Source organism: Noviherbaspirillum saxi (assembly GCF_003591035.1).
GTDB lineage: Bacteria > Pseudomonadota > Gammaproteobacteria > Burkholderiales > Burkholderiaceae_D > Noviherbaspirillum > Noviherbaspirillum saxi.
In genome coordinates this window covers 1,241,779-1,259,209 of record NZ_QYUO01000002.1, presented here as the reverse complement: position 1 = coordinate 1,259,209, position 17,431 = coordinate 1,241,779, and the positions used below count along the sequence as shown (strand labels likewise).

The window sequence follows — 17,431 nt, the reverse complement described above, 5'->3', positions numbered from 1 at the left end:
TAGCCGTTGTTAATTGTCCTGGTTACATAGAGCCTGTTGCGCTGTATAAGTTGCATGCAGCGCGGCCCGGTACATTCGCGTCAAAAAACGTATTACCGGCTGAAGCCGTTTATCGCGTTTATTACAAGAAATTTGTTGCGAAAGATTTTTGCGGAAGATCTGCTTATTTTATATTCAAATGGTGAGAAAGCTGTGCTGCGCACAGCTCCACGGCGACGTTTGCTTCGTCTATCACTCTGCCCATCGTAATGAATCCGTGAATTTGCCGTTCGAAGCAGATATGCGTCGCCCGGTTGCCGGCTTCGCTCAGGCGCTGCGAGTACATCAAGCCTTCATCCCGCAGCGGATCATAGCCTGCGGTTAGCAGAAACGTCGGAGGAAGTCCGCTCAGGTCAGGATGCAGCAAAGGCGAGGCACGCCAGTCGAGGTCGTGCGCGGCATCGTCAATATAGTGATCATGGAAATACCCTATCGTATCGCTGGTCAGCAGATAGCCCTGACCATTTGTCGTATGGGAGGGCGCGGTGCGCCGCATATCGGTTGCCGGATAGATCAGCAACTGGAATGCAATCGGCAAGTCGCCCGCATCGCGCGCTGCAATCGCAACGACAGCGGCCAGATTGCCGCCTGCGCTATCGCCGCCGACCGCAAGCCGCGAGCCATCGAGGCCCAGGCGATTCGCTTCCTTGCGCACCCAGTAGGTGGCGGCGATGCTGTCGTCGACCGCTGCCGGAAAGCGGTGATCGGGCCCAAGTCTGTAGTCGACCGATACCACGGCGCAGCCCGAGGCATTCGCCATATGCCGGCACAAGCTGTCATGCGTGTCACGGTCGCCGATCACCCATCCGCCGCCGTGAAAAAAAACAAGAACGGGCGGGAGCTTGGATGCGCCAGCTTTATCGTCGGACCGGTCGAGCGGTTTGTACAGGCGTAAAGGTATGGCGCCATGCGGTCCCTCTGCAATGTGTTCGCTGACCTCGGCGACTTCAGCCGGTTCCGGCTGGGTAAAGAAACGTCGTTCGCGATAAAACCTCCTGGCATCTTCCACGCTCAATGTATGCGTCGGAGGAACGCCGTGTTGTTCAATGAAATCGAGCAGTGCTTTTGCCTGAGGATGCAGCATGGAAGTCTCCTTGTAGGGTGCGCAACGCTGACGGCGCGTTTGCGTTGCCAGTATAGTTTTTTCCGCCTGGGCGCGCTGACGGAGGGATGGTTACGCAGCGGTATCTGCACGGCAGCACAGGAAAGCGAGCAAGAAGCGGGCGCCGCATTGACTTCGCAAGCCACGCAGCCGTGACATGCGTGCGACACAGGCTCGCAGTTTGGCACAGATCAAAGAAGACCCGGCTGCGCTGCTTACAATGTGATTCACGTCGCCGGCTTAGCTCAACGGGTAGAGCGGTTCAAGTGTAATGAACAGGTTGGGGGTTCGAGACCTTCAGCTGGCATCAATCTGATTGCAGGGATTGCGAGCAATGACTCGCAATCCCTTTTTGTTTTATACAGACTCGGCAGACTCACATCCCTCGGGGCATCAATCCCTGCCATGTCCCGCTGAATCAAAGCATTTTCTTAAAACTCTTCCCAGTCGTCACCAGCCGTTGCCGTGGCAGCCTGACGCTGGCGATGTGAAACAGGTTTCGCCAATGCCGTGCTTGAGGCCATGGTGCGCGGCTTGTGCGCAAACGCAGGGGAGGAGGCGGTACGCGCCATGCGTGCCGGTTGCTGAGCAGATGCAATACTTCCGTCGGCATCGTTACTGTCGAGCCTGAACACCGATACCAGCTGTGCCAGATGGCCGGCCTGATTCTGCAGTGATTCCGCCGCAGCGGCGGCCCCCTCCACCAATGCCGCATTCTGCTGGGTAACCTGGTCCATCTCGCCGACTGCCTGATTGACCTGTTCGATACCATCGCTTTGCTCCTGCGTGGCAGCCATGATTTCCGTCATGATGTCGTTGACACGTTTGACACTGGAGACAATTTCATCCATGGTCGAGCCTGCGTCGAGCACCAGCTTGCTGCCGGTGTCGACCTTTTCCACCGAGTCGTCGATCAGGGTCTTGATCTCTTTGGCAGCGGATGCCGAGCGCTGTGCCAGGTTACGCACTTCCGCCGCGACCACCGCAAAGCCGCGGCCTTGCTCACCCGCGCGGGCCGCTTCAACCGCTGCATTGAGCGCGAGGATATTGGTTTGAAAGGCAATACCGTCAATCACACTGATGATGTCGACGATCTTTCTCGATGAGTCGTTGATCGAGCCCATGGTCGCAACGACCTGCGATACCACGTCGCCACCCTTGATCGCGACGCTGGAGGCCGACACCGATAGCTGATTGGCTTGTCGCGCATTGTCGGCGTTTTGTCTCACGGTGGAAGTCAGCTCCTGCATCGAAGACGCTGTCTCTTCGAGCGAAGATGCCTGCTGTTCGGTGCGCGATGACAGTTCAAGATTGCCGGAAGCGATCTCCGATGAAGCGGCCGCAATCGTATCCGTTCCTCTGCGCACCTGACTGATAATGCCGGCAAGACTGTCGCGCATCGCTTTCATGGCAAACAGCAGACTGGATGTATCGTTGGCCTGGAGATCGATGGCAACCGCGAGATCGCCTGCTGCGATTTTCGTTACCACATCCTGTGCATAGGATGGTTCGCCGCCCAACTGGCTGTTTATCCGTCGGTACACGAAGAATAGCGCCACGACTGCGGCGAAGAGAGCGATAACCAGGATACTGATGGCAATCAGGTTGGCCCTGTTGCTGGCGTTTTCCGCATTGGCAACGGCGGTGCCGGTGCGCTTGTCGAGCAGCTGGAAAAATTCGTCGACCGGCGCCATGATTTGCGCCTTGAACTTGTGATAATCGGCGCTATGCATCAAGATGCGCGCCATTTCTGGATCGGGGTCGCCCTTCTTGATGAAGCGGCCGGTGCCATCGTCGAACAGGCCTTTCACCGCATTCATGGCAATGACTTCGGTTTTTACCAGTGCATCGGAGTTAGCCTGTGCTTCTTTCAGTTTTGCGAATTCGTCTGCGGAGAAACCGGCATCGGCCATCAACTTTTCAAGCGAAATGGTGGGGCCATCCTCGCGGGGTTTCTTTGTGCCCGCAGCGACGAAGTCCCAATAAATCCGTTCGTAATGCAAGGGGCGCGGCTTGTTGCCGTTGCGGATATCCAGGATGTCGTTGTACTGCTGTTCATATCTGGCGTCGCCAGTGACGACGTAGGTGCGCGCGAGCCGGGTCAGGTCATCGGAACTCTGTCGCAGTTCGTCTGCGAGAAGATAAGAGTTGTAGCGGGCATAGTGCACGCCACTCAACTTGGACTGCATGTGCGAAGCGTGCAGTACCGCTGCAAGCAATGACACTGCGAGCACCGCCCCGCTTGCAAATAGCAGAACAAACAATTTCTTCAAGGTCAATGTACTTTTCAAAGTATTCCCCATTTCATTAGTCTTTTGGCATATAAATCAGTGGCTCATAGCACTCTGTCTCCCTTTTTGACCGTTATGGACGGTTTCTTTAGCGAAACAAAGATACTGACTGCACCGAAATTGCGCATGCCATAAATATGGGGGTAGGCTTCTAACTCAGACTGTTAAAAAGACGTGCAGCAAGCTTCCTATCGGAATATCAACCATCCTGAATTGAGGAATTGCTGAAATGGCAATCACTTGTCTGAAAAACGGGGAAGACGAGAGTGAATGCTTCTGTCCTGTCGGGAGCGATTTCTATTGACCACGGAAATAACTGCTGCTTTACTCAAAAGCATATGAAAATTGCACAGGCAGTTCAGAAAAGAAGACATAGACAGGAATCGCACCGTGAAACTCTTTTTTAATATAGTTGGCGCCCTGGCGCTTCTGTTGGCCATCATCGGCATTTTTTTGCCACTGCTTCCGACGACGCCTTTTCTGCTTCTTGCGTCGGCCTGTTTTCTGCGAGGATCGAAAACCATGCATGCATGGCTTCGCCAGACGCCCCTGTTCGGCAAGATCCTGACGGAATTTGAAGAGCACCGGACGATCCCGGTGCGCGCCAAAATCATCGCTCTCCTGATGATATGGCCGTCTATGCTGTTCTCGATGTACATGGTGCAAAGACTACCGCTGGTCATCATGCTGTTTGCGATTGCCGTCGGCGTGAGCTTCTACCTTTTGCGCTTTCCCTCATCGATACGCTGATCGTTTCGCGGATCCATATCACCAGCGCGGATCGTTGCTGAACAACTCCGCCACCAGATTCCTGAGCCAGATATTGCGCGGATCCTGATGATATTTGCGATGCCAGTGCTGACGCAAATCGAACGACGGAATCGCAATCGGCGGCTTCATCAGCTTGATATTGGCAAAGCTGGCAAATGAGGTTCCCACTGCCAGAGGCACGGTGACCACCAGGTCGGTCGTTGCGACGATGAAGGGAATGGTCATGAAATGCGGTGTCGACAGGACTATCCGCCGCCGCAGGTTTTTGGCTTCAAGAAAGCGTTCGAATACTTCCTGGCTCCTGCCTTCGGCCTTGATGACCGCATGGCCGAGTTCCAGAAACTGCGGCATGGTGAGCCGGTTGCCGCGTATCTTGTGATCGGCGCGCAGCAGGCAGGTGAACGAATGCGAGAACAGGCGCTGCTGAAAAAAATTGTTCGATTGAATATCCGGAAAGTAACCGACCGCGAGGTCGACCCTTCCGCTTTCCAGCGCATGCGCGACTTCATGCGCAGGCAAAGTGACCGACGATACCGACGCTAAAGGCGCGTCGCGCTGAATGCGCTCCAGAAGCTTGGGCAAGAACACCATTTCGCCGATATCCGATAGCGCCAGGGTAAAGGTATCGCTTGCTTTCGACGGTTCGAAACTTTCCTTTTGCAAGACTTCTTCTTCGACCCGCGTCAGGATCTCGCGCGCCGGTTCGATCAGGGTGAGCGCGCGCGGTGTCGGCTCCATGCCATGCGCGGTACGGATGAATAACTCATCATTAAAGACTTGACGCAAGCGGTTTAATGCCGCGCTGACCGCTGGCTGGCTCATCCCAAGCGCCTCGGCGGCGCGGCTCACGCTCTTTTCTTTGGCGATGGCAACCGCAATGGGCAGCAGGTTCAGGTCGAACTTGGGCATGCATTATCCAAAATTCAAATAAAGCTTATAAACGGAATTACGTTGAATTATATATTCGTTTCTTTACCATACAAGCACAACAACATCACTACATCGGAGACGAACAATGCGTAAAACATATTGGATCCATGCTGCAAGCGCCCTCATCCTCGCCACATCCGCCGGCCGTGTTACAGCGCAGAAGGTCATCAAAATCGGCGTGGTCGCCCCGATGAGCGGCGTATTCGCCAGCTATGGAAAGCAGATTGAAAACGGCATCAGCGTCTTCATCCACGAACACGGAGACAAGGTCGCAGGCCGCAAGGTGACGGTGATCTACAAGGACAATGCGGGCCCTAACCCCGAAGCCGCCAAGCGGCTTGCACAGGAGCTGGTCGTCAATGACAAGGTCGATGTCCTGGCAGGCTTCGCCTTCACACCGGACGCGATGGCCGCAGCGCCGGTCGCCACGCAATCCAAAAAGCCGATGTACGTGATGCTCGCGGCGACCTCCTCGGTGTCCACCAAATCGCCGTACATCGTTCGCACTTCCTACACCATTCCGCAGACAGCGGAACCGATGGGAAAGTGGGCGGCTAAGAACGGTATCAAGCGTGCGTTCGTCATGGTGTCGGATTACGGCCCGGGACTGGATGCGGAAACCTGGTTCAAGAAAGGTTTTACCGAGAACGGGGGGCAGATAGTCGGTGAAGTTCGCGTACCTCTTGCCACGCGCGACTTTTCGCCCTTCTTGCGACGGATAAAGGATGCCGCGCCTGATGCCGTATTTACCTTTCTTCCCGCGGGCGAGCCTATCGTGTCTTTCATGAAAGGCTTCAAGGACGGTGATCTCGGCAAGGCCGGCATCAAGGTTCTCGCTACCGAAGGATGGGCCGATGACGACACCTTGGCCGCCGTCGGCGATGCCGCGATAGGTGCAATCTCGACCGGCTACTATTCAACGGCCCATCCCAGCGCGCAGAACAGGCAGTTCGTCGCCAATTTTGCCAATGTGGGTAACGGCAAGCTTGCCCCCAATTTCATTGCCGTCGCGGCATATGATGCTATGCGTGTCATTTACCAGGGCATCAAGGGCCAGAACGGCAAGCCGAGTTCAGAAGACATGATCGCGGCCGCAAAAGGCTTCCAGTTCGAGAGCCCGCGCGGTCCCGCGCTGATCGACAAGGACACCAGGGACATCGTGCAAAACGTCTATGTCCGCAGGGTCGAACGCGTGGATGGAAAACTCGTCAACCGCGAGTTCGATCACTTCAGCATGGTGAAAGATCCCGGCAAGTAAGCTCCGGCAGGCCCACTCTCTTTTTTGCATGAAACCGCGACGCAACTCCATATGGATGCGTCGACGGCCCAGGCTTATCTGCGCCTGCGGGCGTATTGTATCGACAGGCAATTCCATGAATCAGCTACAAGTCAAAGTCGTAAAGAAAATCACGGAAGCCGAGGGTATCGCCAGCTTCGAACTTATGCCGGTTGCGGGCGAACTGCCTTCGTTCAGTGCCGGTGCACATATCGATGTCCATACTGGAAATGGACACATCCGCCAATATTCGCTCTGCAACGATCCGGCCGAGCGGCACCGCTATCTGATCGCTGTACTGCATGAGCCGGAATCGCGCGGAGGCTCCAGGACAATGCATGAACGTATCAACCAAGGCGACACCCTGACGATAAGCGAACCACGCAATCATTTTGCATTGGCCCAGGCAAACCGTACCCTGCTCTTTGCTGGCGGTATCGGCATTACGCCGATTCTTTGCATGGCAGAACAACTTCAGCATGGTAATGCCCACTTTGAATTGCATTACTGCACGCGTTCGCCTGAGCGCACTGCCTTTATTGACAGGATCGTAGCTTGCGCCTTTGCCGACAAGGTTCATTTTCATTTCGATTCCGGTTCCCCTGATCAAAAGCTCGACTATCAGGCTGTACTGGGAAGACCTGATAAAGATACGCATCTCTATATCTGCGGTCCTGCCGGGTTTATTACCCATGTTACTGCCACTGCCAAATCCTTCGGATGGAGCGACAGACAACTCCATGTCGAATATTTTGGCGTGGCAGCGCCTGTGGTTAAACAATCCGATGAAATCTTCGAGGTCAGGCTGGCGAGCAGCGGGGCGGTGTACCTGATTCCTCCTGACGAAACCGTGATCTCGGCCCTTGCAAAACACGGAATCGATATCCCGTCGTCATGCGAGCAAGGCATTTGCGGAACCTGCATCACCCGCGTGATCGATGGTGTTCCCGATCATCGCGATCTCTTTCTTACCGAAGAAGAGCGGGCCGGCAACGATCAATTTACTCCGTGCTGCTCAAGAGCGAAAACGCGCACCCTGGTACTGGACCTTTAACAGACCTTTAGTGCCATTCACATCAATCCGTAGATAGAACCAAGGAGACCAACATGAATACTATTTCCGACGCCATGAAAATGTCGGCGTCCGTTGCCAACCAATCGTCCTTTCCTCTCAACCAATGGTATGTCGCCGCATTTTCCGGCGAATTGACGGACAAGCCTATCGCCAGAAAACTGTTGAATCAGCCCGTGGTGCTCCTTCGTACTGGTGGCGGGCAGGTGGCTGCGCTAGAGGACAGATGCTGCCATCGATCGCTGCCGCTTTCTTGCGGGACTGTGGAATCTGGCGGAGTACGATGCGGTTACCACGGTTTACTGTATGCACCAAACGGAAGCTGTATTGAGATCCCCGGCCAGGAACGCATCCCGGCCAAAGCAAAAGTGACGTCCTACGTTGTCACGGAAAAAAATCACATTGTCTGGATCTGGTTCGGTTCGGAAGAGGGTAGTGCGCCCACACATGATGCGCCGGACTATCCTCATCATGACGATCCAAAATACAAATTCGGTTGGGGCGTCTATCACTACGACGCGCCATATCAGTTGATTCACGATAATCTGCTCGATCTGAGCCATCTTGGCTATGTCCATCTGAAAACGATAGGCGGCAATGCAAGACAGCACATGAATGCTGAAATGAAGGTCACAAGCGAAGGAAACATGGTCAGGGTAATCCGCCTCATGCCCGGCACCCCACCGCCGCCCACATACAAGGCGGCCTATCCTTTCGGCGACAAATGCGATCGCTGGCAGGAAATCGAGTTCGATGTCAGTCATCTCAGGATCTGGACCGGCGCGGTCGAACCCGGCAAGGATGTGATCGACGATCCCGATCGTGGCGGGTTTCATATGCGCGGCTTTCATGGCATCACGCCGGAAACGGAAACCACCGCGCATTACTTCTGGAGCATGGCAAGCAACAAGCATCCCGACATGCCGGAAACCATAGACACAGTGATCGAGCAGACGAAATACACTTTCGACGAAGACCGGGTCGTGATCGAGGCGCAGTACAAGAATATGAGGCAGTTCGGCGAACAGGCCGCCTGGACCGATATTCACGTCGATGTCGGCGCGGTCCGGGCGAGAAGGATTATTGCGAAGCTGCTTGAAAGCAGCCGGTGATACTGCCGTGAAGTGCGCGAGGACGACAGTCAGGTGCGGCCGTCAAACAAGTCGGTCTGGCACGATCCAGGCGTGCGCAAATGAACGTTTCGGAACCAAGGTCATAGCATATGAGTGCAGTACTGACGTTGAAAGAGTAAGTCAGTCTGGCATGGCCCATCATCCTGAAATATTGAAGATCGTCGCAAGACTTCTTAAAAGCCCAGTGAGCAACGATTAGAATTACGGTTACGCTGAACCAGCCGTCGATTTTCGAATCTCCCGTCACCATGATCGACTCGAATCGGGAATCGGGGGCGTTCTGTCGGTTATATCATGCCCTTGCGGGCCGTTCACCGGGCGCTTCCATCCACCTTTTGCTCATTGTGGGCATACCTGTACCATTAATCGACCGCGCGCCAGGTAAATATTGGCCAACGTCAGCGGCACTTCCGACCATGCAATCTCCGAGTTCTTCGGTCCCGCGCACGCCGCATGGGAAAGGCGAGCTAATCTCGGCGATACGCCACTTAACGGGGGAGCATTCGGCAGAGTTGCCATTTGCTTAACCAGCCTGTCTCGCAAATTGAAAGCAAGATGAAAGGTATTAGAAAGCAGGTTGACAGAAAACCGCCGTTTTTGATCTTTCCCGATTCGCAATTAAAAAATGCATGCACTAGACTTTAACCAGAGCGCAAGACTGCTCGGAGCAATGAAGCTCGATATCCATTGGAGGAGACCATCCATGATCGCAAAAAGCCTTACCAAGACCCTTTCCCTGATTGCACTGGCCGCACCGGCTTTTGCATTCGCCCAGGACAATTGTCCTCATCGCGGCGACCTCGACGCGCAGTACTGCGATGCCAACAAGGATCTTGTTGCCGATGTCCCGGCGGATACGAAGAAGCAGAAGGTGCCGAACACAATCGTCTTCACGTTCACGCCGGTGGAAGATCCCGCCGTCTACGAGAAGATGTTCAATCCGTTCACCAGCCACCTCTCCCAGTGCACCGGCAAACGCGTTGTCTTCTTCCAGGTGCAATCGAATGCGGCCGAAATCGAAGCGATGCGCTCCGGCCGCCTGCATGTCGGAGGCTTTTCCACCGGTCCGACGGCATTTGCCGTCAACATCGCCGGCGCCGTCCCGTTTGCTGTTATCGGCAATGAAAAAGAGTATCAGGGTTACTCGCTGATCGTCATTGTCAAGAAGGACAGCCCGATTCAAAAAATGACGGATCTCAAGGGGCGCAAGGTTGCGCATACCTCGCCGTCGTCCAATTCCGGCCATATGGCGCCGGTGGCCTTGTTCCCGAAGACAGGTGTCGTGCCGGACAAGGATTACAAAATCGTTTTCTCCGGCAAGCATGATCAGTCCATCCTGGGTGTCAATTCCGGTGACTATGAAGCGGCTGCCGTCGCCTCCGACGTGTTCGATCGTCTCGTCGAGCGCGGCGCGGTCAAGGCGGACGATTTCCGCGTTATCTATCGCAGCGAACGCTTCCCGACCCAGTCCTTCGCCTATGCCCATGATCTGGAGCCGGCATTCCGCGACAAGATGCTCAAGTGCTTCTATGACTACCGGTTCACGGATGACTTGAAGAAGGCATTTGCCGGCTCCGACCGCTTCTTCCCCATCGAATACAAGAAGGATTTCTCTCTGGTGCGCCATGTCGCGCAATCCGCGGGTGAATCCTTCAACCGCACGGCCTACGACAAACAGTCGTCGAAGGCCAAGTAAGCCACCGCTTGTCTCTTTGATCCCCTGTTGCGTAGTACAGACCGCTCTTGCGGTCCGGGGGACCTTTTTTCTCAAAATTTGTTCGAAAGCGATTCCTCCAATGTCCTACGCTCTTGAAATTGACGGCCTGATGAAGGAGTACAAACCCGGCCATCCTATTCTCAAAGGAATCAATCTCAGTATCGACGGTACCGGACTGACTGCCATCATCGGCCCGTCCGGTACCGGCAAGTCGACTTTGATCCGTTGCATCAACCGCCTCGTCGATCCCAGCCAGGGGGCGATCTGGCTCAACGCGGGCGGCAAGCGCGTCGACCTGGCGTCGCTGCGCGGCGGCGCTCTGCGTGCCACCCGCCGCCGGATCGGCATGGTCTTTCAGGAATACAACCTGGTCGAACGCCTGACCGTGATGGAAAACGTGTTGTGCGGGCGACTCGGCTATATGAATGCCTTTGCCGCCTGGCGACGCAAGTTCGCCCAGAAGGACATCGACTACGCATTCCAGCTTCTGGACACGGTAGGTCTGGGTTCCTTCGCCAATCAGCGCGCGGATGCGCTTTCCGGCGGTCAGCGCCAGCGCGTCGGTATTGCCCGCGCACTGATGCAGCAGCCCGAAGTGCTGTTGGCGGACGAGCCTACCTCATCACTGGATCCGAAAACTTCATTTGAAATCATCTCGCTGCTGCGCGAACAGGGCAGGGCGCACAAGATCCCGGTCATCGTCAACATCCATGACGTCGAACTAGCCAAGCGCTACGCGGACCGCATCATCGGTATGTCCGGCGGCCATGTGGTGTACGACGGCGCGCCGCAGGGCTTGAGCGACGACTTCCTCAAGCAGATCTACGGCGGCGAGGACTGGCTATGAACATCGCTACCGGAACGGCCATCGTGCCTCGTCAATCGAGCGCCTTCAGCGCCAGCCTGACCTCGCGTCTCGTGGCGCTGGCGATCATCGCCTATGCGCTGTACGCATCGACCCAGCTGGGTTTTTCCTGGCCGCGCTTTGTTGCCGGCCTCGAACACGGCGCGCGCTTTTTATCACGCATGTTCCCGCCGGACTTGAGCAAGGGCGACATCCTGTGGGGCGGCATCATGGAAACCCTGCAGATCGCCGTGCTGGCCTCGCTGGCCGGGATCCTGCTCAGCCTGCCGATCGGCCTGCTCGGCGCGCGCAACCTGATGCCGGGATGGGTCTCGTGGACGGCCCGTGGTTTCGTATCGGCGTGCCGCGCGTTGCATCCGGTGATTGTGGCGATCCTGTTCGTCAAGGCCGTGGGATTTGGCGCACTCGCCGGCATTCTTGCGCTGGTTGTCGCGTCCATTGGTTTCATCGGCAAGCTGTTCTCCGAGGCGATCGAGGAGATCTCGCCCAAGCAGGTCGAAGCCATCCGCGCCACCGGTGCCTCGTTCATGAACGTGGTCATCTTCGGCGTGCTGCCGCAGGTCATGTCACGCTTTGTCGGCTTCAGTACCTATCAGCTCGATTCGAACCTGCGCAACTCCACCATGGTCGGCATCGTCGGCGCGGGCGGCGTCGGCGGCGTGCTGTTCTCCGCGTTCCAGCGCTTCGACTACGGTTTCGTGTTCACGATCCTGTTCACGATCATTTCGATCATCATCGCAAGCGAATTGCTGGTCAATTTTGTCAAGAAGGTGTTCCATGTCTAACGCTCAAATCGTTTCTCATGTTCCGAGCGCAGCGGTGCCTCTGGCGAACCGTGTTTGGCAACGCCATACGCCGATACAAAAGCTCCTGCGCTTCATTGTGTGGTTCACCATCGTGCTGGCCGTCGTGCAGTCGGTGCGCCATATCGAAATCATTCCGGAGTTCCTGTACGACGCACCGGAGCAGATGCAGGACATGCTGGGCCGCATGTGGCCGGTCGACTGGGAGCATTACCAGAGTGACGTGCACGCTGCGTTGGTGGAAACCCTGCATATCGCGACACTGGGCACGCTCCTGTCGATTTTCCTGGCCATTCCGTTCGGGCTGCTAGTGGCAAGCAATTTAACGCGTAACAAGGGGCTGAACCTGTTTGCCCGTGTGGTGTTGGTCGCCAGCCGCTCCATCAACTCCCTGGTCTGGGCATTGCTCTTCCTCGCCGTGTTCGGTCCAGGGGCAATCGCGGGAACGCTGGCAATCGCGTTCCGCTCGATCGGCTTCGTGGGCAAGATGGTGGGCGAGACCATCGAGCAAATGCCGCGCGGCCCGATCGAGGCTTTGCAGGCGGCGGGCGCGAGCAAGTTTTCCGAGATCTGGTACGGCTACTGGCCGCAGCTCAAGCCGGCGTTCCTGTCGATCCTGCTCTTGCGCTGGGATATCAATGTGCGCGAATCGGCTGTGCTTGGCCTGGTCGGCGCCGGCGGCGTCGGCATGGCGCTCGACACGGCGCTGAACCTGTTCCAGTGGCCGCGCGTGGCGACCGTACTGGTATCGATCTTCGCGATCGTCGTCATCACCGAGATCGTGGTGACCCAAATTCGCAAACGTGTTCTGTAACCGGTTTTCGGCGTATCTCAACCACCACCCTGCATTGAGCAAAACAGGAAAAACAATGAATGCTATCGTAGACATCGTCGGCCGTGAGGTGATCGACTCGCGCGGCAATTCTCCCGTCGAATGCGACGTCCTGGTGGTCGGCGGTGGCATCAACGGTGCAGGCATTGCGCGTGACCTCGCCGGGCGGGGCATGTCGGTCGTGCTGTGCGAGCAGGATGACCTTGCGGCGCATACATCGTCGTCCTCCAGCAAGCTCATTCACGGCGGACTGCGATACCTGGAGCATTATGAGTTCAATCTTGTGCGCAAGGCCTTGATCGAGCGCGAGGTCTTGCTCCGCTCTGCGCCGCATATCATGCGTCCCCTTCAGTTCGTCATGCCGCACGACAAAGGGCAGCGTCCAGCCTGGCTTTTGCGCGCCGGCCTATTCCTGTACGACCATCTGGCGCGCCGCGAACTGCTTCCCGGATCGTTCGGCATCAAGCTGCGCGAGCACGCTGCCGGCGTCCCCCTCAAGAAGGAATTCGCAAAGGCCTTCGTCTATTCCGACGGCTGGGTGGATGACGCGCGGCTGGTTGTACTCAATGCGGTCGGCGCCGCAGACAAAGGCGCGCGGATTTTGACGCGCACGGTGTGCGAATGGGCGACGCGTCATTCCCACTGCTGGGTTGCCACACTTCGTGGCTCGGACGGTCGGGAGACCATGGTCAAGGCGCGCAGCCTCGTCAACGCCGCCGGACCATGGGCAACCCGATTTCTCAAGGAAGTGGTGCAACAGCCGTCGAAAAAATCGGTTCGTCTGATCAAGGGCAGCCATATCGTTGTGCCGAAGCTGTTTGAACACCTGTATGCGTACATCTTCCAGCATCCGGATGGCCGCATTGTTTTTGCGATTCCCTATGAGGAAAACTACACACTGATCGGCACTACCGACGTGGAACACGACGGGAGCCCGGGTTCCGTGCAGATCAGCCGCGAAGAAATTGAATACCTCTGCACGTTGTGCGCGCGCTATTTCGAAAAATCGATCTCGCCCGTGGATGTCGTGTGGTCATACTCCGGTGTGCGTCCTCTCCTTGAAGATGCCGCCGCGAATGCGGCGGCCGTCACGCGTGATTATCAGCTCGAGCTGGATACCGCTGGCGCGCCGCTTTTGTCAGTCTTTGGCGGAAAGATAACCACCTACCGCAAGTTGGCGGAAGAAGCTGCCGGAAAACTTGCGGAGGTGCTCGGCAATTCGCACGGGCACTGGACCGAAAACGCCTGTCTGCCCGGCGGCGATGTGCATGGTCCGCAACCATCGAACCGGTCGGTGCTCGAGTTCGAGGCATTCACTCGTTACATGATGACAACGTACCCGTGGATGCCGCCGGCTGTGCTGCGTCGCTACGTCCGGTCCTATGGTACGCGGACCCCAATGCTCCTTGCCGGGTGCCATTCGCTTGCTGGTCTGGGAGACGAAATTGCCGAGGGACTGTATGCGGCGGAGGTCGAATACTGGATGCAGCATGAATGGGCAAGCACGGCGGCCGATATGTTGTGGCGCCGTTCGAAGCTGGGCCTGCATTTGCCACGAGGCACCGAACAGGTGCTTGACGCGTGGATCGCCGACCGCACCCGCCCCGTAGCACGGCATGCGATGGATGCCACGTCCGGAGAGGCAGTTTTCTGATTGTTGAAACAGACAGGCAAGTAGAGGTATAACGTAAGCTTAATGACTACTCTCATTTGCCGAAGCCATGAACCTACTGCTTGTCGAAGACGATCCGGATATGTCGAATGCGTTGATGCGCGCGCTGGATCGGCGCGGCTTTTCCGTCACCACCTGTGTGGATGGCGGGACGGCGCTGCGGACGATCAAGGAGGGCAACCATGACCTGGTTGTACTTGACCTGAATATCCCCGTGATCGACGGTCTGCATTTGCTGCAGCGCGTCCGGTCCCAGGGCATCGATGTGCCGGTCATTGCGCTGACGGCGCGCAGCGCCGTGGGCGACCGGGTCGCGGGATTGAACGCCGGAGCCGATGACTATCTGGCCAAGCCCTTCGACCTGGACGAACTGGAAGCACGGATCCGCGCTTTGCTGCGGCGCCGGAACGGAGCCGAAGACAATACGCAGCGATGCGGCGAACTCCGCTTCGACAAGACATCCGAAGCGTTCTATCACGGCGATACCCCGCTCGAATTCACGCCGCGCGAACATACCTTGCTCAAGGCACTGATTGCAAAACCGCGTCACGCAGTAACGAAAGAACGATTGTTCCGTCTGGTGTTTTCTGGAGAGGAGAATGTGCAGATCGAAGCGATCGAGGTCATCGTTCATCGCCTGCGCAAGAAAATCGCCGTGACAAAGACTGAAGTCATGACCCTGCGCGGCCTGGGCTATCTGTTGCGCGAACTGTCAGCGAATCTTCCCGAATGAGAATCGGCAAGACGACGCTTTCGGCACGCACCTACCTGCTTGCCTGGATTATTACACCGATCGCGATCTTCATCCTTGCCGACACGCTGACGCTGTATCGTAACGCGCTGTCGTCCGTCAATACGGCCTATGACCGGATGTTGATCGCATCCGCGCATTCGATCGGCGATTTGCTGCGCATTGAAAACGGTGCCCTCAAGGTGGTGGTACCCTACACCGCGCTCGAAATCTACGAAGCCGACGTGTCCAGCCGCATGGTGTATCGCGTCAGCGACGCCAGCGGCAAATTCCTCTCCGGAGACGACGATCTGCCTCGCTACACCGGCAAGCCGGCGCGCAGAGCATCGTATCCCGACCTGGTACATATCTACGAAGACCAGTACCGTGGCGAGACGGTACGCGTGGCAGCGCTTTTTCAGCCGGTATCGGTGAACGACCCGGCCGGACATGCGCTGGTGCAGGTGGCGGAAACCGTCGAACACCGCAAGGCATTGGCGCAGAAGATCCTGTGGGAGACGCTGATGCATCAGCTGATCCTGCTTGCCGTCGTCACGCTGCTTACCCTTTTCGTTGTCTCGCGTGCAACACGTCCTCTGGACGCCCTGCGCGCAGAACTCGGCGAGCGTAACGCCGAGGATCTGTCCGAACTTCCGCTGCCGCGCAGGCCGAAGGAGCTGCGCACGGTGGTCGATGCGCTGAACGAGTTGATGTCCCGTCTGCGGCGCTTGCTCGATCATCAGCAGCGCTTTGTCGCTGACGCTTCACACCAGTTGCGCACGCCCCTGGCAGTGCTGAAGACGCAGTTGCAGTCAGGGTTACGGGGCGACGCACCGGCAGAGGTGATTCTCAAGGAAATGTCGGGGACGGTGGAGCGCGCGATCGGACTGGCGAACCAGCTGCTGTCGCTCGCCAAGGTGGAGCAGTTGCGCGGGCGCGGTGCCAAGGAAACCTGCGATCTGGCGATGCTGGCACGCGAAGTGGCCGTCGATCTGTCATCCCTGATCAGCGAAAAGAACCTGGATTTCGAGCTGGATGCCGAGAAGGTATCGATCCAGAGCCACCCATGGATGGTCTCGGAACTGATCAGCAATCTGCTTCACAATGCGATCCGGCACACGCCAGCCGGATCGCGGATGGGCATACGGATTAAGCATGATGCGCAAGGCATCGTGATCTGCGTCTGGGATAGCGGTCCCGGGCTGGAGGAGGAACAGCGTCTCCATCTGTTCGAACCGTTTTCGGGCAGCGGCCGGTCCGGCGGTAGCGGTTTGGGACTCGCTATCTGCCGCGAGATTGTCGATGCCATGGAGGGCGTAATCAAGCTTGACAATCGGATTGAAGACGGTGTGGTTACAGGGATGGATGCCAAGGTCATACTACCGGAATGATGTTTCAGTAGACCGCGTAGTTTTATAACAGACATCGGTTGTACGCCAGAACTTCTGGCCGGTGCTTTCCAACGTGGTGTAAACGCCGCATCGGCTTCAGGCGACGGAGATAAAAACGGCAAGTTTCAAAATTCACACAGCATTTTTGCTGGCACGGGAAATTCAACTCCTGTATCGCACTTTCAATACGGATACAGGTGGCCCGCAAGCTGCCCGCAGCCCCTCATACAGACGTTCGCCATGCAGAATGTGGAAGAAGCGAAGCGCACCATCGACAAGCTGCAACAGGCCGGCTTCGAGCTCGCGATCGATGATTTCGGTACTGGATACTCCAGGCTCAGCTACCTGCAGCAATTCGGCGTGCAGCAGATGAAGGTGGACCGTTCTTTCATCAACAATCTGACCGACACCGCCAAAGGCCGTTCCATCGTCGCTGCCATCATTCGACTGGCGCACGCACTCGAGATGGAAGTCGTCGCAGAAGGAGTCGCGACGTCGGCGCAGCTCGACATGCTGAAAGAGCTCAACTGCGATCAGACCCAAGGTTACCTCTTGGCGCGACCGATGGACGCGATTTCGTCAAACTGTTGAATGAGGAGCGGCCCCGAGCGACGGAAATTCGGCCCGCCGTTTCCTCCGCTTGATTGAGAAGGCCTGACAGACTCTGGCCACCGTTGCGGCCAATAGGGGCGCTTATCTGGTCGACAGATATGTTCAGTTGACTGATCATTTTTTCATGTAAAAAAACCCCAGACCCTGATGGCGCTGGGGTTCCCTGATTATATGGCGCAGATTAGTTGAAAGAGC

Annotated in this window: 16 protein-coding genes and 1 tRNA gene; 13 read left to right on the top strand and 4 right to left on the bottom strand. The window is 56.8% G+C overall.

Going from position 1 to position 17,431, the window contains the following annotated elements:
* Positions 1 to 163: 163 nt before the first annotated feature.
* The gene (locus tag D3871_RS21425; protein WP_119771066.1) at positions 164 to 1,123 is read right to left on the bottom strand and encodes an alpha/beta hydrolase; all 960 of its coding nucleotides are present in this window, start codon (positions 1,121 to 1,123) and stop codon (positions 164 to 166) included.
* A gap of 252 nt (positions 1,124 to 1,375) precedes the next feature.
* Between D3871_RS21425 and D3871_RS21420 the strand changes: the two genes are divergently transcribed.
* Positions 1,376 to 1,448 (top strand) — tRNA-Thr (locus D3871_RS21420).
* A 124-nt stretch (positions 1,449 to 1,572) separates the two neighbouring features.
* Here D3871_RS21420 and D3871_RS21415 read toward each other — a convergent pair.
* Together D3871_RS21415 and D3871_RS31020 are read right to left on the bottom strand one after the other, a co-directional pair.
* Positions 1,573 to 3,444 (bottom strand): methyl-accepting chemotaxis protein, encoded by a 1,872-nt coding sequence (locus D3871_RS21415; RefSeq protein ID WP_119771065.1) that lies wholly within the window; start codon positions 3,442 to 3,444, stop codon positions 1,573 to 1,575.
* Positions 3,445 to 3,756: 312 nt separating this feature from the next.
* Positions 3,757 to 3,960 carry a hypothetical protein gene (locus D3871_RS31020; RefSeq protein WP_233575795.1) on the bottom strand — a complete coding sequence of 68 codons (204 nt, stop codon included), beginning with the start codon at positions 3,958 to 3,960 and terminating at the stop codon, positions 3,757 to 3,759.
* On the opposite strand from D3871_RS31020, the gene D3871_RS21410 reads away from it, so the two are divergent.
* Entirely contained in the window at positions 3,865 to 4,182 is a 318-nt protein-coding gene (locus tag D3871_RS21410; protein ID WP_233575788.1) for a YbaN family protein, read from the top strand. The genes D3871_RS31020 and D3871_RS21410 overlap by 96 nt on opposite strands.
* A gap of 18 nt (positions 4,183 to 4,200) precedes the next feature.
* Here D3871_RS21410 and D3871_RS21405 read toward each other — a convergent pair whose 3' ends face one another.
* Positions 4,201 to 5,112, bottom strand: a complete 912-nt coding sequence (locus D3871_RS21405) for a LysR family transcriptional regulator (RefSeq protein ID WP_119771063.1) — start codon at positions 5,110 to 5,112, stop codon at positions 4,201 to 4,203.
* A 106-nt stretch (positions 5,113 to 5,218) separates the two neighbouring features.
* Here D3871_RS21405 and D3871_RS21400 point away from each other — a divergent pair, with 106 nt between their 5' ends.
* From D3871_RS21400 to D3871_RS21350, 11 genes are all read left to right on the top strand, one after another.
* Positions 5,219 to 6,391, top strand: coding sequence for an ABC transporter substrate-binding protein (locus D3871_RS21400; RefSeq protein WP_119771062.1), 1,173 nt, complete (start codon positions 5,219 to 5,221; stop codon positions 6,389 to 6,391).
* A 115-nt stretch (positions 6,392 to 6,506) separates the two neighbouring features.
* On the top strand, positions 6,507 to 7,463 hold the full coding sequence (locus D3871_RS21395) for a PDR/VanB family oxidoreductase (RefSeq protein ID WP_119771061.1): 957 nt from the start codon (positions 6,507 to 6,509) through the stop codon (positions 7,461 to 7,463).
* A gap of 53 nt (positions 7,464 to 7,516) precedes the next feature.
* Positions 7,517 to 8,593 (top strand): aromatic ring-hydroxylating oxygenase subunit alpha, encoded by a 1,077-nt coding sequence (locus D3871_RS21390; RefSeq protein ID WP_119771060.1) that lies wholly within the window; start codon positions 7,517 to 7,519, stop codon positions 8,591 to 8,593.
* A 724-nt stretch (positions 8,594 to 9,317) separates the two neighbouring features.
* Entirely contained in the window at positions 9,318 to 10,310 is a 993-nt protein-coding gene (phnD, locus tag D3871_RS21385; protein WP_119771059.1) for a phosphate/phosphite/phosphonate ABC transporter substrate-binding protein, read from the top strand.
* 100 nt (positions 10,311 to 10,410) lie between these two features.
* Positions 10,411 to 11,178, top strand: coding sequence for a phosphonate ABC transporter ATP-binding protein (phnC, locus tag D3871_RS21380; protein WP_119771058.1), 768 nt, complete (start codon positions 10,411 to 10,413; stop codon positions 11,176 to 11,178).
* On the top strand, positions 11,175 to 11,981 hold the full coding sequence (phnE, locus tag D3871_RS21375; RefSeq protein ID WP_119771057.1) for a phosphonate ABC transporter, permease protein PhnE: 807 nt from the start codon (positions 11,175 to 11,177) through the stop codon (positions 11,979 to 11,981). The genes phnC and phnE (D3871_RS21375) overlap by 4 nt, the downstream gene beginning before the upstream one ends.
* Positions 11,974 to 12,813 carry a phosphonate ABC transporter, permease protein PhnE gene (gene phnE, locus D3871_RS21370; RefSeq protein WP_119771056.1) on the top strand — a complete coding sequence of 280 codons (840 nt, stop codon included), beginning with the start codon at positions 11,974 to 11,976 and terminating at the stop codon, positions 12,811 to 12,813. Before phnE (D3871_RS21375) ends, phnE (D3871_RS21370) begins: the two co-directional genes overlap by 8 nt.
* A 55-nt stretch (positions 12,814 to 12,868) precedes the next feature.
* A complete protein-coding gene (gene glpD / locus D3871_RS21365) occupies positions 12,869 to 14,485 on the top strand; it encodes a glycerol-3-phosphate dehydrogenase (protein ID WP_119771055.1) in 1,617 nt (538 codons plus the stop codon).
* 67 nt (positions 14,486 to 14,552) lie between these two features.
* Entirely contained in the window at positions 14,553 to 15,236 is a 684-nt protein-coding gene (locus tag D3871_RS21360) for a response regulator (protein WP_119771054.1), read from the top strand.
* Entirely contained in the window at positions 15,233 to 16,624 is a 1,392-nt protein-coding gene (locus D3871_RS21355) for a sensor histidine kinase (protein ID WP_119771053.1), read from the top strand. Before D3871_RS21360 ends, D3871_RS21355 begins: the two co-directional genes overlap by 4 nt.
* A gap of 240 nt (positions 16,625 to 16,864) precedes the next feature.
* Complete coding sequence (locus tag D3871_RS21350; RefSeq protein ID WP_119771052.1) at positions 16,865 to 17,215, top strand: EAL domain-containing protein; 351 nt, start codon at positions 16,865 to 16,867, stop codon at positions 17,213 to 17,215.
* Positions 17,216 to 17,431: the final 216 nt, after the last annotated feature.